The sequence below is a fragment of the Bradyrhizobium sp. 1 genome, from assembly GCF_023073315.1.
Classification (GTDB): Bacteria; Pseudomonadota; Alphaproteobacteria; order Rhizobiales; family Xanthobacteraceae; genus Bradyrhizobium.
On record NZ_JADPJH010000002.1, the window covers coordinates 190,568 to 204,889 of the forward strand.

Genomic DNA, 14,322 nt, shown 5'->3' on the forward strand with positions numbered 1-14,322 from the left:
CTTACGACGCCTGTGCAAGGCGCGTCGACTCCTCCCGGATCAGGGACAGGATGCGGCGCTTTGCGTCATTGAATTCGGGGCTGGTGATATCTCGTGGGCGCGGCATGCCGAAGTTCACGGCCTCGCGAATCCGGCCCGGCCGCTTCGTCATCACCACGATCTTGTTGCCGAGCACCAGTGCCTCGTCGACGCTGTGGGTGACGAACACGATGGTGCAGCGGCGCTTCTGCCAGATCGCCACGAGTTCTTCCTGCATTTCGAGCTTGGTCTGGGCGTCCAGCGCCGCAAACGGCTCGTCCATCAGGATGACGCTCGGGTTCATCAGCAGCGCGCGGGCGATGCCGACCCGCTGGTTCATGCCGCCGGACAGCTCGGACGGATGGTGGTGCTCGAAACCGCGCAAGCCGACGAGATCGATGAACTCCATCGCGCGATCGTACCGCTCGGCCTTGCCGACGCCCTTGAGCTTGAGGTGGAAGGCGATGTTGTCGATTGCGGTGAGCCACGGCATCAGCGTCGGCTGCTGGAACACGACGCCGCGATCAGAGCCCGGCCGCTCCACTTGCTTGCCATCGACCAGCGTCCGCCCCGACGTCGCCTGCTCGAAGCCGGCGATGATGTTCAGGAGTGTCGACTTGCCGCAGCCGGACGGGCCGAGCAGGCAGACGAAATCATTGGCCTCGATGTCGAGATCGATGTTGTCCAGTGTCAGCAGGTCGCGGCCGCGCCGCTTGTCGGAAAACACTTTGACGATGTTGCGAAGCTCGATTGCCGCCATCAGCCCGCCCTGCCCTGCACTGTTGTCGTCTGCTGCCAGCGCAGCGTGCGCGCCATGACCGCCTTGAGGCCGAAATCGGAGAGATAGCCGAGCAGCCCGATCGAGATCATCGCCGCGAGCACGATGTCATAGCGCAGGAAATAATAGGAATCCCACAGCACGTAGCCGAGGCCGCTTTTCACCGCGACCATTTCGGCCGTGACCGTCAGCATCCAGGCCGATCCGACCGCGATGCGCAGACCAGCAAAGATCGAGGGCAGCGCCGCCGGCAACACGATGTCGGTCAGCATCTGCCGCTGGTTGGCGCCCATCATCGCACCGGCACGCACGAGATTGTGGTCGACCGTCTTGACGCCGTGAATGGCGTTCATCAGCACCGGAAAGAAGGCGCCGAGGAAGACGAGGAAGATCGCCGGCTTGTCGGCAATGCCGAACCAGATGATCGCGAGCGGAATCCAGGACACCGGCGGGATCGGACGCAGCATCTGCAGCGTCGGCTCCAGCGTCTTCTCGAACAGGCGCGACCAGCCGATGGCGACGCCGGCGAGGATTCCGAGCAGGCTTGCCAGTGCAAAGCCGCCGAAGACGCGAAGGGCGCTGGCCATCGCATCGCGCAGCCAGTGCCCGGAATAGGTCTGCGTGGTCTCGTCGAAGCCGAACACCCAGTCGCCGAGCGCATGCAGCACCGCGCTCGGCGCCGGCAGCAGCGCCGGCGGCAGCACGCCGCTGCGGGCAAAGGCTTCCCAGCCCGCGATCAACAGCCCTGGGACGACGACGCGTTCGAGCCCCTGGAATAGCCGCGTCAGCCGAAACGCGCGCCTTGCTGGAGCTGCATCAATAACCGAGGTCATTCTTGGTTTTTCCGGTCGCCTGCTCCAGGAACGAATAATCCATGTTCTTCTCCGCTTCCGCGGAGACGTCCTTCGAGATGTATTTGAGGTCTCGCATCATCGCAGCGATCGCGAGCGTCTGCGACCGATGGATCGCAGGGTCGGGCGCGGCATTCTTCAGCGCCTCGGTCGCAACATTCTTGTCGAGGCCGGTGAGCTTGTTGATGACGTCGATCCACAGCGTCTTGTCGGCGATCAGCTTGTTGTCGAGTTCGACCACGGCACTGACGACGCCCTGAACCCCGGCGCGCTGGCTGGCAATCACGTCCGAACGGGTGACGATCAGATTGGTCAGATTGCCCGCGGCCTGGTCATACGGCAGCACAAAATGCTTGCCGGCCCCGGCAAGACGAATCTGCGAGGCGAACGGCTCGACCGTGCAGATCATGTCGACCTCGCCGCGCTGCAACGCTGCGAGATGATCGGACGGGTTGGGAATGTTGATGAACTGGATGTCCTTGTTGGGATCGACGCCCTGCTTCAGGAACGCGCCGCGCATGTGGATGTCCTGCGCGTTGCCGCGGGAGGCCGCGACCTTCAGCGGCTGGCCGTCGCTCTTCGCTTTCGCAACGGTGGCCCTGAAAATGGCCCAGTCCTCGGGCGGCAGGTTCAGCTTCGCCGAGGACAAGCATTCCGAGCCGCCGTTGATCTGGCCGGACACGGCGACGACATCAAAGCCTTTGTCGAGCGCCGTGATGTAGTGGAGGTAGGTGACCTGCGCGACGTCGATGCTCTTCGACACCAAGGCCGTCAGCACGTCATTGCCCGAGTTGAAGCCGGTGGCCTCGACCTCGACGCCCTTCGCCATGCCTGAGATCAGCGACATCGGCAGGCAGTGCGCGCATTTGGCATAGCCGAGCTTGATCTTCGCGGTCTGCGCGATGGCCAGGTCGCCCCCGCCGAACATTGCCGCCATCACCACGAGGCCCAGTCGCAAACTCGTCCGCATCGCTCACTCCGTTTCGAAGGCGCGAGATCTCGCGCGTCTTGCCGAGATCATCGGTCGAGCTTTGCCGCAGCGCAATCCGGTTTCTGCATGCTGCATACAATTTGCGCGGTATGCCATTGTTTTCAGCGAGATGCGTCGGTATTTTGGGCAAGCCAAGGGGCCGGAAACGGCTAGGATCAAGCCGGGAAGTGAGGCACGCGTGCAACCAAAATCGGAAGCGCCGAAGGGACGAAAGTCGCCCAAACTCAAGCGGATGGGCCTGCACGAGCGCGCCGCCGCGCGGATGCGGACGATGATCATTCGCGGCGAGCTGCCGCCGGGGTCGCAGACCCAGGAGACAAAACTGTCGAAGGAGCTCGGCGTATCGCGCACGCCGCTGCGCGAGGCGATGAAGGTGCTGGCCGCCGAGGGATTGATCGAGCTTCGCCCCAACCGCAGTCCGCGCATCGCCGGCATCGCGATCGACGGAATTTCGGAGCTGTTCGAGGCCCTCGCCGGCATCGAGCGGCTGGCGGCAGAGCTTGCTGCGGTGCGCGCCACAGAACGCGATCTCGCCCGCCTGCGGACGCTCCAGACCCGGATGGAGGGGCATCACCGCAGCGGCAAGCTCGACGAATATTTTGCCATCAATGGCGAAATCCACAACACCATTGTCCGCATGGCGCGCAACACGCCGCTGCGCGAGGCGCACGAGACGCTGATTTCCCGCGCCGAACGCGCGCGTTATCTCGCACTCGGCGCCGACCGCCGCTGGAGCAATTCGGTCGACGAGCATGCCGGCATCCTCGCGGCCCTCGAGGCGCGCGACAGCGAAGCGGCGGGACGCCTGCTCGGCGCCCATGTCCGCCAGACCGGCACCGCGCTGCTCGAGACGCTCGCCCTCTCACAACCCAAGCTGACGGCGGCGTGACCATGAAGCTGTTGCTGCTCAATCCCAACACCAGCACCGCAGTCACCCGGTTGATGACGGATGTCGGGCAGCGCGCAGCCTCTCCCGGCACCGAGATCATCCCCTGCACGGCGTCCCGTGGTGTGCCCTATATCTCCACGCGCACCGAGGCGCAGATCGGCGGCGCTATCGCGCTGGAGATGCTGGCTGAGCAGCACACCAAGGTCGATGCCGCGATCATCGCTGCCTTTGGCGATCCCGGCCTGTTCGCCGCGCGCGAAACCTTCGACATTCCCGTCATCGGCCTGGCTGAAGCCGCGATGCTGACCGCCTGCATGGCCGGACGCCGCTTCGCCATCGTCACCTTCGCGCAGGCGCTCGGCCCCTGGTACGAGGAATGCGTCCGCGATCACGGGCTGCGCGAGCGCTGCGCCGGCATCCGCATGCTCGATACGCCGTTCCAGGCGATCTCCGACGTCGGCACGGAGAAGGAGGACCTGCTCGTCGCGCTCGCACAGCGCGCCATCGTCGAAGACGAGGCTGACGTCCTGATCTTTGCGGGCGCGCCGTTGTCGGGCCTTGCCGAGCGCGTCGCCGACCGGATCCCCGTCCCCGTCGTCGATCAGGTCGTCGCTGCCGTGAAGCAAGCCGAGGCGCTGGTGGCGCTGCGCTTGCGCAAGGCGACAGCGGGCACGTTCCGCCGGCCCGCCGCCAAACCCACCGTTGGCCTTGCCGACGCGCTCGCCGCGCGGCTCGAGCATCGCGACAGCTAGGGGAGCTTTGGCCGGCGATGCGAAAAACCCAGTTCGTTCTCGATCATACGGCCAAACGCAAACAGACGGGGTTCGCAGCCGGGCGGCGCGATGATCTGGATGCCGAAGGGCAGCTCGCTGACATTCCGCCGCACCGGCAAGGTCAGGACCGGGAAGCCGACCAGCGACACGATGAAGGTGACGGCGAGATAGTCGATCGGCGTCTCCAGCGCCGTGCCGTCGATCGCGGTGACATCGCTGATCTCGTTCGGCCACGGGAACACGGACGCGGCTGGCGCGACCAGGACATCGGCACGGGTGAACAGCTCGCAAAAACTGCGGTAGATCGCGGTACGGCGGCGCTCGGCGTTCAGATAATCTTCCGCGGAGAGCTTTGCGCCCGCCTCGATATTCCAGATCACGGTGGGCGTGAGCTCGGCGCGGCGCGTGCTGAGCAGCTCACCATAGCTGCTGGCGACGTGCGCGGCGCGCAGCGTGCGGAAGGTTTCGATCGCACCGCTGCAATCGGGCGAGGATGGCACGACATCGGCAACGCCGGCGAGCGCCTCGCAGGCGGTGGCAAAACGCGCACGGACATCGCGCGATACCGGCGCGATACCGAAATCGGGCGTCACTGCGATCCGCGGACGTCCCGCGATCGGCCTATCGTCATTGGTGATGCCGATCGAGAGCGGATCGTTCGCGTCACGTCCCGAGCATACCGACAACGCAAGTTCGAGATCATCGACACCGCGGGCGAGGAAGCCGTGGGTGGCGAGCATGTCCCAGCCGAGCGGACGACGCGGCGACGGGACGCGGCCGGGCGTCGGCCGGATCGAGGCGACATCGCAGAAGCTCGCGGGCGTACGCACCGAGCCGCCGAAATCGGTGCCATGCGCGAGCGGCACCATGCCGGCCGCGACCGCGACGGCAGAGCCGCCGGACGATCCGCCGGAGGTCAGCGCGGCATTGAACGGATTGCGCGTCGGTCCGCACAATTTATTGGTGCAGACGGCACCGAAGCCGAATTCGGGCGTATTGGTCTTTCCCAGAATGATCGCACCGGCACGCCGCAACCGCGCCACCACGAGATCGTCCTCGGCCGGCAAATGATCGCGAAACAGCACCGAACCGTAGGTGGTCGCAAGCCCCGCCGTGTCGGTGAGGTCCTTGATCCCGACGGGCACGCCATGCAGCGGGCCGACCGGCGCGGACGCGGCATCGCAGATCTCCGCGGCACGGCGGGCGCCCTCGGCATCGACCGTGACGAACGCCGCCAATTGCCGGTCTTGTTCCGCGATCCGCGCGAGATGCGCCTCGATGGCGTCACGCGAAGAGAGCTCGCCGCTGGCGATGGCGCGCGCAAGGGTTGTGGCGGTGAGGTCGCAGATCGATGTCATCGCCCCACAATGCCAAACCGCGCATCGAAAGGCGAGCGCGGCGGGCACGAGACTTGCTTTCTCTTAGGGGGTCACGGGAGGCAACACCATGGCTGAAGCGCAAGGCGGCCGATCGCTCGTCGTCGACGCCGTCACCCACCGTTATCCGAGCGGTGCGCTCGCGGTCGAGAACATCAATCTCGACGTCAAGGGCGGCGAGATCATCGCCCTGCTCGGCCCCTCCGGCTGCGGCAAGACCACGCTCTTGCGCATCATCGCCGGCTTCATCGCGCAGTCGCAAGGGCGCATCATCATCGGCGACGACATCGTCGACGCGCTGCCGCCGAACCGCCGCGCGGTCGGCATCGTGTTCCAGAACTACGCGCTGTTTCCGCACCTGTCGATCAGCGAGAACGTCGGCTACGGCCTCGCCGCGCGCGGCATCGACAAGGCGACGCGCCAGCGCGAGGCCCAGCGCCTGCTGGAGCTGGTGCAGCTGCCAGCGATGGCCGAGCGGCTGCCGCGGCAGCTCTCCGGCGGCCAGCAGCAGCGCGTCGCGCTCGCCCGTGCGCTCGCGATCAAGCCGTCGATCCTGCTGCTCGACGAGCCCTTTGCCGCGCTCGACAAGAATCTGCGGCTCGACATGCAGATCGAGATCAAGCGGCTCCATCGCGTCTCCGGCATCACCACGCTGATCGTGACCCACGACCAGGAAGAAGCGCTGTCGATGGCCGACCGCGTCGCTGTGCTGGGCCATGGCAAGCTCGAACAGTTCGGCACGCCGTCCGACGTCTACGACCGGCCCCAGACCCTGTTCGTGAACACGTTCGTCGGCTCCAGCAACCGCATGCCCGGCGTCGTGATATCGGCAGACCGCACCGCCGCCAAAGTACGCCTCGATGCCGGCGCGGAGATCATTGCGCGGCCTGCGGGCGGCGTCCTCACCGAGGGTGGCCGCGTCACCGTCTGCATCCGCCCCGAGCATCTGCAATTCGTCGCCGACGAGACCGGCTTTGCCGGCGTCGTCGGCATGTCGCTGCCGCTGGGCGCCACGGTCGTGCACGAGGTCACCACCGCCGACGGCTCCGGCGTCAAGGTTTCCCAGGCGCGCATCGGCGAGACGCGCGCGCTGGAGAGTGGCGCTGCGGTGCGCCTCGCACCGCTTGCGCCATCGCTCGCCAACGCTTTTCCCGCAACGCTTTAGATCCAGTCTTTGTCCAGAGGGAGTTCGAACATGATCATGAACCGCCGAAGCCTGATGACGACCGCATTGACACTCGGCGCCATGAAGGCGTTTCCGGGATTGAGCTACGCCCAGGCCCGTCCGCTGGTGTTTGCGACCTTCACCGGTAGCTGGGAGGAAGCGCACAAGGCCGTGCTGGTGCCGGCGTTCCGCAAGGCGAACGCCGATGCCGCGATGGTGCTCGACCCCATGCTCTCGGTCGACCAGATCGCGAAGGTGAATGCCGCCAAGGCCAATCCGCCGATCGACGTCATGCTGCACGATCCCGGTCCGGCTCTCGTCGCGATCGGCCAGGATCTGGTCGAGCCTTACCCCGTCGAGAAGAGCGCTTACTACAAGGACCTGATCTCCGAAGCGCAGGAGCCGATGGGCCCCGCCCCGTTCTTCCAGGTCGTCGGCCTCACCTACAATCCGGAAGCGATCAAGACGCCGCCGACCTCCTGGGCCGATCTCTGGAAGCCGGAGTTCAAGGGCCGCGTCGGCATCACCAACCTCAACTCGACGCTCGGCACCGGCTGGCTGGTCGAGATCGCCAAGATGCGCGGCGGTTCTGAAGCAAACGTCGATCCCGCTTTCAAGGCGATCGAAGAGCTCAAGCCCAATCTCGCCGCCGTCGCCGCCAATCCCGGCGCGCTCGCGACCCTGTTCCAGCAGGGCCAGATCGACATCTCGCCCGGCAATTTCAACGCCATCCAGATCCTCAAGGCGCGCGGCGTGCCGGTCGAGTTCGTGGCGCCGAAGGAAGGCGCCATCGCCTTCAAGACCACGATCCACATCGTCAAGAACTCGTCCAACCGCGAGCTCGCCTTCAAGCTGATCGAGGCGTCGCTGACGCCTGAAGTGCAGACCACGCTGATGAACCCGCCCTATCTGATCGTGCCGACCAATTCCAAGGTCACGATGGGCGGCGAGATCGCGCGCGTGCTCGCCAAGGACACCACCGAATTGAAGCAGAAATTCGTGTTCCAGGACTGGAAGAAGATCAACGAGCAGCGCTCGGCCTGGATCGAGCGTTTTAATCGCGAGATCAAGATCTAAAACCAGTGGGGGCTTGGCGATGGGCACAGCACCGGCATCACGGGACGTGACGTCCTACGGAATGGGATTGGCAGCGCCGCTGGCGCTGTTCTTTCTGTTCTTCTTCGTGGCGCCGCTGCTGCAATTGCTCTGGCTCTCCCTGCACAACGACACGGCCGCGCTGCATTGGGGGCTCGGCCAGTACCTGCACTTCCTCACCGACCCCTTCAGCCTCAGCGTGCTCGGCTCGACGCTGCTGCTGGGCGCCGAGGTGACGGCCGTCTGCCTCGTGCTCGGCTTTCCCATTGCGTGGCTCTATCAGCGGGTCGGGCCACGGCTGCAGACCATCATCATCCTGATCGTGCTGTTGCCGCTTCTCACCAGCGTGGTCGTCCGCACCTTCGCCTGGATCGTCATCCTGGGTCGCCAGGGCATCATCAACGCGACGCTGCAATCGCTGGGCATCATTGATACGCCGCTAAAGCTGCTCTACACCCAGTTCGGCGTGGTGATTGCGCTCGCGCAAGTGCAAATGCCGCTGATGACGCTGCCGCTGATCACTGCGCTCGGCCGGATCGACCCCAATCTCGACGATGCCTCCTGCTCGCTCGGCGCCGGAAGCTGGCGCACCTTCGTCAGGATCGTGCTGCCGCTGTCGCTGCCGGGCGTCATCGCCGGATGCACGCTGACCTATGCCGCGGCCATCACCGCCTTCATCACCCAGTCACTGATCGGCGGCGGACAGATGCTGTTCATGCCGATGTATCTCTATCAGCAGGCCTCGACCTTGCAGAACTGGCCGTTCGCGTCGGCGATCTCGATCATCTTCCTGCTCGCCGTGCTCGTAGTCGTCTCCGTCTTCACCACGCTCGGCCGCCTGTCGCGCGGCTATGGAGGCGCGTGATGGCTGGACGCAAGCGCACACTGGAAGCGTTCAGCTTCGAGCTTGTGATGACTGTCGTCGCACTGATCGCGCTGATCATCATCATCGCGCCCTCGCTCGTGGTGCTGATCGTCTCCTTCACCAGCGGTTTTTCGCTGCGATTCCCGCCGCCCGGCTATTCGCTGCGCTGGTACGCCGAGCTCTGGGATGCCTGGCAGCTGCACTTCGCGGCCAAGAACAGCCTCATCGTCGCGCTGTGGGCGACGGGCCTGTCGGTCGTGCTCGGCGTCGCCGCTGCGCTCGCGATCTCGCGATCGCCCACATTGTCGGCGCGACTGCTCGATTCGCTCTTCATGTCGCCGCTCGTGCTGCCGGCGCTGGCCTTCGGCCTCGCCGCCCTGATGCTGTTCTCGCTGGTCGGCATGCAGGTGTCGCTGCTGACGCTGGTGATCGGCCACACCGTGGTCTGCGTGCCCTATGTCGTGCGCAACACCGTTGCTGCGCTGGCCCAGTTGGAGCCGACCCTGCTCGAAAGCTCGGCCGTGCTTGGCGCCAGCCGTCTCTACACGTTCCGCCGCATCGTGCTGCCGCTGATCCGGCCGGGCATCATCGCGGGCGCCTTCATCGCCTTCATGTCGTCGTTCGACAATGTGCCGGTCTCACTGTTCCTGCGCGATGCCGCCACCGACATGCTGCCGATCCGGATGTGGCAGGACCTCGAAGGCAAGCTTGACGTCACCATTGCCGCGCTGTCGGGCGTGCTGATCATCGCCACCGTCGCGCTGGTCGCGGTGATGGAGCGCGTCACCGGCCTGTCGCGACGGCTGACGAACTAAAGACTGATGCGATGAGCCTCGCCTGGCTCCGCAATGATGGTGCGTTCCCTCCCCCCTTGCGGGGGAGGGTTAGGGAGAGGGGTGGCTCAGCAAAAGGTGCCGGTTGATGCATCGCGTGTAGGTGCGCAACCGAAAGAGTCCCCGTGTGGCACCCCCCTCCCTGTCCCTCCCCCGCAAGGGGGGAGGGAACGGAGAGAGCACCGCTAGCCGCCGAACTCGATTCGACTTGAAGCCATTACGCTTCACGCGCCGCGAAACAGCGAATAGCCCCAGCGGGTGAATTTCATCGGCAGATGAAAATGCTCGTTGACATCCTTGATACGAAAGCGGAACGGCGTCACCGTGAGAAAACCGTCGCGCTCGCCAAAGAACTCGCCGAGATGAAACAGCACCTCGTACACGCCAGCCGTCACGCCCGCGCCTTGCACGACGGCATGATCGAGCACGCCGTTGGCGCCGAGCCGCCCGTCGGCGATGCGCTGCTGCTCCGGATCGATCCGCCAGATCTCGACGCGCAGCCCCTGCGCGGGCCGTCCGCTCGCCACATCGACCGCGTGAATGGAAATGCCGCCTGCCACCCTGCCGTTCCTCCCTTGAGCACTGCGCCATGGTAGACGCAAACACCGCCGTTCGGCCAGCGCCCGCGCTGCTGCCGGCCCTGGGGGCGATGACCTCGCTGCAGGCGCTGGTGGCGCTCGCCTTGTTCGCGCCCGGCGTGGTCGCGCCGCGCGCCCATATCGAGGTCTGGCAACTCTCGCTATTCTCCTGCGCGGTGTTCGCCGTCGGCATCCCCGCCTCGTTCTGGGGCGGCAGCTTCATCGCGCGGCTCGGTTCGCTCAGGATCGCAAGCCTGTGCGCGGCGGCCATCGTCGTCAGCATGGCGCTGGCCTCGCTCGGATCGAGCGCCGCTCTCCTTGCCGCGGGGCTCTGCCTCGGACTTGCCATGGGACCGGAGACGCCCGCGAGCGCAGCGCTGCTGGCGCGGCTCGTGACCGCCGAGCGGCGCGCCTTCGTGTTCTCGGTGCGCCAGACCGGCAACCAGATCGGCGCCGTCTGCGGCTCGCTGGTCCTGCCCGCAATCGCGATCTCGCTCGGGCCCGCCTGGTGCTATGCCGCCGTTGGCGCCTGCGCGCTGCTGGGGATTTTGCTGTTCGAATGGCTGCGCCCCGCCTATGCCGTCAAAATCGTCGCGCCGCCAAAGCTTGATCTTCGCGCACGGCTGGCGCTGATGACCGCGGACCGTCGGATCGCGATGCTGGCGCTGGCCTCGATGCCGTTCAGTGCGATGCAAGTGTCGCTCAACACCGTCTTCGTCACGCTCGGCACAAGCGAGCTTGGCCTCAGCCACATCGAGGCCGGCATGGCGCTCGCCTGCGCGCAAGTCGGCGGCCTGGTCGGCCGTCTCGGCTGGGGCCTTGTCGCCATGCGGCTCGATGCGTCACGCGCAGTGCTCATCGTCATTGGCGTCGGCATGGCCTTCTGCGCCGCGCTGCTTGGCCTCGATGGCGCATCGCTCAGTCGCCCCGCGCAGTTCGCAATTGCCGCCCTGTTCGGCCTGACGGCCTCTGGGTGGAACGGCGTCTTCATCGCTGAAATCGCGCGCCTCGCCCCGCAGGACCGGATTGGCGAGACCACGGGCGCGGTGCTGACGGCGTCCTATATGGGCCTGCTGGCCGCGCCGGCGCTGGTTTCCATCCTGGACAAAACGGCGAGCCTTGGCGCAGCCTTCTTCGCCTTGGCGTGCCTTGCGTTGTGCGGCACATTGGCGCTGATTTGGGGAGGCCATGACAAAGCCCGTCAATAGCGCGCGCGAGATTGCAGCGGACGTCACGGCCGGGCGGACAAGCGCGGTCGAGACCGCCAAGACCGCCCTCGCGCGCATCGAGGCTGCCAGTGCGTTGAACGCGGTGGTCACGATCGATCCCGCGCGCACGCTGGCCGATGCCGCCGTGGTGGACGAGCGCGTGCGTTCTGGCGAGACCATGCCGCTTGCCGGCGTCCCCATCATCGTCAAGGACAACATCTGGGTCGCCGGCTGGCGCATCACGCAAGGCTCGCGCCTGTTCGCAGATTTCATCGCGCCGCGCGATGCGGTTGCGATCGAGCGCCTGCGCAACGCCGGCGCCGTCATCGTCGGCATCGGCGCGACCTCCGAGTTCGCCAGCAAGGGTGTCACGACGTCGCGGCTGTACGGCCCGACGCGTCATCCGCTCGATCCCGCGCTGACACCGGGTGGCTCATCGGGCGGCCCTGCTGCTGCGGTTGCAGCCGGTCTCGTGCCGCTCGCGATAGGTACCGATGCCGGCGGCTCCAGCCGCAGGCCACCGGCCCATGTCGGCATCGCCGGCTTCAAGCCGTCCTACGGCGCGATCCCCTACGGGCCCGGCTTTGCCGAGCCGTTCTTCGGCCTCTCCGTGATCGCGCCGATCGCCAATGACGTCGCCGATATCGCGCTGGCATTCGACGTTATGGCCGGCGCCGATCCGCGAGACCCGGATTCAGCCGCCATTGCGCGAGAGGCGGACGACATCGCGGACCTGCGCATCGCGTTCTCGCCGCGCCTTGGACTTGATGTCGCCGTCGATGATGTCGTCGCCGATGGACTCGTTTCCACCATTCGGCACCTCTCCGCCGCGGGCCTGCATATCACCCACCGCGATCCTCTCTGGCCGGCGGGCGCGACGGAAGAGGCCATCATGCCGCTTCAGCATGCCGGCCTCGCGGCCCTCTATGGCGACGCCTTCCGCAAGGACCCTGATGTCTTCGACCCCGACATCGCCAAGCAGATCGAGCGGGGGCTGTCCTGGTCGGGCACGGACGTTGCGGGCGCACTGGTCGCAAGCGCCGCGATCGCCAATGCCTTCGCGGCCTTCTTCAGCGAGGTCGATCTTCTGCTGACGCCGACAGTCCCCTGCGTCGCCTGGCCGTTCACCCAGCTCGGCCCCGACATGATCGGCGGCCGTGCAGCCAGCCCACGCGCGCACGCCGTGTTCACGCCCTTCGTCAATCATGCCCGTCTGCCAGCGATCTCGATTCCGTGCGGGACCGACGGACGCGGGCTTCCCTTCGGCCTTCAGATCATCACCCGGCGCGGTGAGGACCGCACGCTGCTGCGCGCCGCTCGGCAGATCGAGATAACGATTTCGGAATAATAGCAGCATACCCCTGTTTTGCCCGACGGGTCAACTCAAATCGATACCTGCGTAAGTCGTTGATTCCATTATCACCGGCTACTGTGCATGGGGTTGTTTTCGCATTTCTTGTTTGATTGAGCGTTTAGCCGGCGAAAGACAGACGCAACCGCCGCCAACCGATGACGATCCCGGTGATCGAGAACGCCAGCCCGAGCGCGCAGAGGCCCACGATCACGACATCGCGCAAACGCGGATGCGACACGAGGATCGGAAAATCGAGCGTGTGGAGCGCGCTATAGGCCCAGCGATAGGCCCGCCGCGAGGCATCGAGCCTCTGCACCACGCTGCCATCCGCACTGTCGATATCGAACCAGAGATCGCCGCAACGGGACCGGAAGACAGGCGCACCCGGGACGATGGATTGCGCGGGATAATCGTCGTCGACTGTAATAACGGACGGCGCGCCGCAGCCGGTCGCGAAGCGGCTCACCAAACGCGCGGCCTCATCCGCATTGAACACGTCCGCCTCTCGCTCGTCCGGCCGAACCAAAACCTGCTTGTCGAAACCAATTCGTTCTCGCCGATAGATCGTGCCGTTAAAGCCAAGCCATTCGACCTCGTGCGCTGAGGACGATATCGGCGTCCGATCTAGCGATGCGGCTGTCTTCCAGTCCGGCGAGGAATTCATCACGCCGGCCTCAGCCGGGGTCAACTGGCCGCGCGAGAACAGCCGGCCGTGGTCCATCGAGAGCCAGCCGCTGAATATCCAGGTCAGGACGAAAGTCGTCGCGACCAGACCAATGACATGATGCAGGGCGTGCCAGCCACGGTAAGGCGATGTGATTTTCCGATCGCGGAGCCTCAGCCTGACAATACCGAGCACCGCACCCAGCACCGCCGCGATCAAGGCCAGCAGCGATAGCGTCCAGACCACGCCGTCCCACAGCGCCCAATTGCGCCTGAGGATCGTCGGGTAGATCCAGTGCAGGACACTGCCCGCAAGATTCCAGCCGCGTTCGCTCCGCGTCGTGTCCAGCACGATCTCGCCGGACGTCGACGAGACGTAAACCTCGGTGCCGGCGGCATCGCCAAGCGCGACACGGAACAGCGGCCGGTGGCGATCGAAGCCGTTCGGCACGCTCCACTGATCGTCGTCCGAACGCGCGACGATCGACGCACGGCCAGCATCGAGCCCGCGCTGGCTCGCATGAGCCTGCGCGATGGCAAGTGCAACCTCGGGCGACGACACCGACGCGCCCTGCCCGTCGGAAGCGCGGACCGCACCAAGCCGCGACGGTCCCGACACGATATAGACCAGTCCATCGCTCCGCCGGATCAAGCGCACGCGCGTCGCCTCAGTCAGGCCGCTCGCCGCCACCGCATCGGCAACCGCCATGGTCGCCTGTGCACGATCCACAGCGACAAGCCCGGCAAATCGCTCCGCTTCCGTCAATGACGGAAACGGAACGAAGTGCATCACGATCCCCGTCGCGAACCACATCGCGAACAGCAGGCAGAACGCGATCCCGAGCCAGCGATGCAGCAGGACGATCGCGTTCATCATGTGATCAG

Annotated in this window: 14 protein-coding genes; 8 read left to right on the forward strand and 6 right to left on the reverse strand. The window is 65.8% G+C overall.

Translation table 11 applies throughout. The features are described 5' to 3' along the window. Position 1: 1 nt before the first annotated feature. Genes IVB29_RS00870 through IVB29_RS00880 form a run of 3 tightly spaced genes read right to left on the reverse strand, consistent with a single transcriptional unit; the run spans position 2 to position 2,617 of the window. Positions 2-778, reverse strand: a complete 777-nt coding sequence (locus IVB29_RS00870) for an ABC transporter ATP-binding protein (protein ID WP_247501494.1) — start codon at positions 776-778, stop codon at positions 2-4. Continuing rightward, positions 778-1,629, reverse strand: a complete 852-nt coding sequence (locus tag IVB29_RS00875; protein WP_247501495.1) for an ABC transporter permease — start codon at positions 1,627-1,629, stop codon at positions 778-780. The genes IVB29_RS00870 and IVB29_RS00875 overlap by 1 nt, the downstream gene beginning before the upstream one ends. Further along, complete coding sequence (locus tag IVB29_RS00880) at positions 1,613-2,617, reverse strand: ABC transporter substrate-binding protein (protein WP_247501496.1); 1,005 nt, start codon at positions 2,615-2,617, stop codon at positions 1,613-1,615. Before IVB29_RS00880 ends, IVB29_RS00875 begins: the two co-directional genes overlap by 17 nt. Before the next feature lie 199 nt (positions 2,618-2,816). Between IVB29_RS00880 and IVB29_RS00885 the strand changes: the two genes are divergently transcribed. Further along, the gene (locus IVB29_RS00885; RefSeq protein ID WP_247501497.1) at positions 2,817-3,527 is read left to right on the forward strand and encodes a GntR family transcriptional regulator; all 711 of its coding nucleotides are present in this window, start codon (positions 2,817-2,819) and stop codon (positions 3,525-3,527) included. Between the two features lie 2 nt (positions 3,528-3,529). Further along, on the forward strand, positions 3,530-4,279 hold the full coding sequence (locus IVB29_RS00890; RefSeq protein WP_247501498.1) for an aspartate/glutamate racemase family protein: 750 nt from the start codon (positions 3,530-3,532) through the stop codon (positions 4,277-4,279). Here IVB29_RS00890 and IVB29_RS00895 read toward each other — a convergent pair. After that, on the reverse strand, positions 4,276-5,658 hold the full coding sequence (locus IVB29_RS00895; RefSeq protein ID WP_247501499.1) for an amidase family protein: 1,383 nt from the start codon (positions 5,656-5,658) through the stop codon (positions 4,276-4,278). The two genes, IVB29_RS00890 and IVB29_RS00895, sit on opposite strands and share 4 nt — an antisense overlap. Before the next feature lie 88 nt (positions 5,659-5,746). Between IVB29_RS00895 and IVB29_RS00900 the strand changes: the two genes are divergently transcribed. From IVB29_RS00900 to IVB29_RS00915, 4 genes are read left to right on the forward strand one after another with little or no spacing between them, the layout of a single operon-like run. Continuing rightward, positions 5,747-6,841, forward strand: coding sequence for an ABC transporter ATP-binding protein (locus tag IVB29_RS00900; RefSeq protein ID WP_247501500.1), 1,095 nt, complete (start codon positions 5,747-5,749; stop codon positions 6,839-6,841). Between the two features lie 30 nt (positions 6,842-6,871). Next, positions 6,872-7,918 (forward strand): ABC transporter substrate-binding protein, encoded by a 1,047-nt coding sequence (locus IVB29_RS00905; RefSeq protein WP_247501501.1) that lies wholly within the window; start codon positions 6,872-6,874, stop codon positions 7,916-7,918. Positions 7,919-7,937: 19 nt separating this feature from the next. Continuing rightward, positions 7,938-8,801 (forward strand): ABC transporter permease, encoded by an 864-nt coding sequence (locus tag IVB29_RS00910; RefSeq protein WP_247501502.1) that lies wholly within the window; start codon positions 7,938-7,940, stop codon positions 8,799-8,801. Next, positions 8,801-9,616 (forward strand): ABC transporter permease, encoded by an 816-nt coding sequence (locus IVB29_RS00915; RefSeq protein WP_247501503.1) that lies wholly within the window; start codon positions 8,801-8,803, stop codon positions 9,614-9,616. Before IVB29_RS00910 ends, IVB29_RS00915 begins: the two co-directional genes overlap by 1 nt. Before the next feature lie 242 nt (positions 9,617-9,858). Here the strand turns inward: IVB29_RS00915 and IVB29_RS00920 are convergent, their stop codons facing one another. Further along, positions 9,859-10,194, reverse strand: a complete 336-nt coding sequence (locus tag IVB29_RS00920; protein ID WP_247501504.1) for a hydroxyisourate hydrolase — start codon at positions 10,192-10,194, stop codon at positions 9,859-9,861. A gap of 29 nt (positions 10,195-10,223) precedes the next feature. Here IVB29_RS00920 and IVB29_RS00925 point away from each other — a divergent pair, with 29 nt between their 5' ends. Continuing rightward, the gene (locus IVB29_RS00925; RefSeq protein ID WP_247501505.1) at positions 10,224-11,420 is read left to right on the forward strand and encodes an MFS transporter; all 1,197 of its coding nucleotides are present in this window, start codon (positions 10,224-10,226) and stop codon (positions 11,418-11,420) included. Further along, complete coding sequence (locus IVB29_RS00930) at positions 11,401-12,768, forward strand: amidase (protein WP_247501506.1); 1,368 nt, start codon at positions 11,401-11,403, stop codon at positions 12,766-12,768. The genes IVB29_RS00925 and IVB29_RS00930 overlap by 20 nt, the downstream gene beginning before the upstream one ends. A 124-nt stretch (positions 12,769-12,892) precedes the next feature. Here IVB29_RS00930 and IVB29_RS00935 read toward each other — a convergent pair whose 3' ends face one another. Continuing rightward, entirely contained in the window at positions 12,893-14,314 is a 1,422-nt protein-coding gene (locus IVB29_RS00935) for a PepSY domain-containing protein (protein ID WP_247501507.1), read from the reverse strand. Positions 14,315-14,322: the final 8 nt, after the last annotated feature.

Coding starts and splice junctions, on each gene's coding strand:
- IVB29_RS00875 (WP_247501495.1), bottom strand. CDS start 1,629: ATGACCTCGGTTATTGATGCAGCTCCAGCAAGGCGCGCGTTTCGGCTG.
- IVB29_RS00905 (WP_247501501.1), top strand. CDS start 6,872: ATGATCATGAACCGCCGAAGCCTGATGACGACCGCATTGACACTCGGC.
- IVB29_RS00890 (WP_247501498.1), top strand. CDS start 3,530: ATGAAGCTGTTGCTGCTCAATCCCAACACCAGCACCGCAGTCACCCGG.
- IVB29_RS00915 (WP_247501503.1), top strand. CDS start 8,801: ATGGCTGGACGCAAGCGCACACTGGAAGCGTTCAGCTTCGAGCTTGTG.
- IVB29_RS00925 (WP_247501505.1), top strand. CDS start 10,224: ATGGTAGACGCAAACACCGCCGTTCGGCCAGCGCCCGCGCTGCTGCCG.
- IVB29_RS00895 (WP_247501499.1), bottom strand. CDS start 5,658: ATGACATCGATCTGCGACCTCACCGCCACAACCCTTGCGCGCGCCATC.
- IVB29_RS00935 (WP_247501507.1), bottom strand. CDS start 14,314: ATGATGAACGCGATCGTCCTGCTGCATCGCTGGCTCGGGATCGCGTTC.
- IVB29_RS00910 (WP_247501502.1), top strand. CDS start 7,938: ATGGGCACAGCACCGGCATCACGGGACGTGACGTCCTACGGAATGGGA.
- IVB29_RS00930 (WP_247501506.1), top strand. CDS start 11,401: ATGACAAAGCCCGTCAATAGCGCGCGCGAGATTGCAGCGGACGTCACG.
- IVB29_RS00870 (WP_247501494.1), bottom strand. CDS start 778: ATGGCGGCAATCGAGCTTCGCAACATCGTCAAAGTGTTTTCCGACAAG.
- IVB29_RS00880 (WP_247501496.1), bottom strand. CDS start 2,617: ATGCGGACGAGTTTGCGACTGGGCCTCGTGGTGATGGCGGCAATGTTC.
- IVB29_RS00900 (WP_247501500.1), top strand. CDS start 5,747: ATGGCTGAAGCGCAAGGCGGCCGATCGCTCGTCGTCGACGCCGTCACC.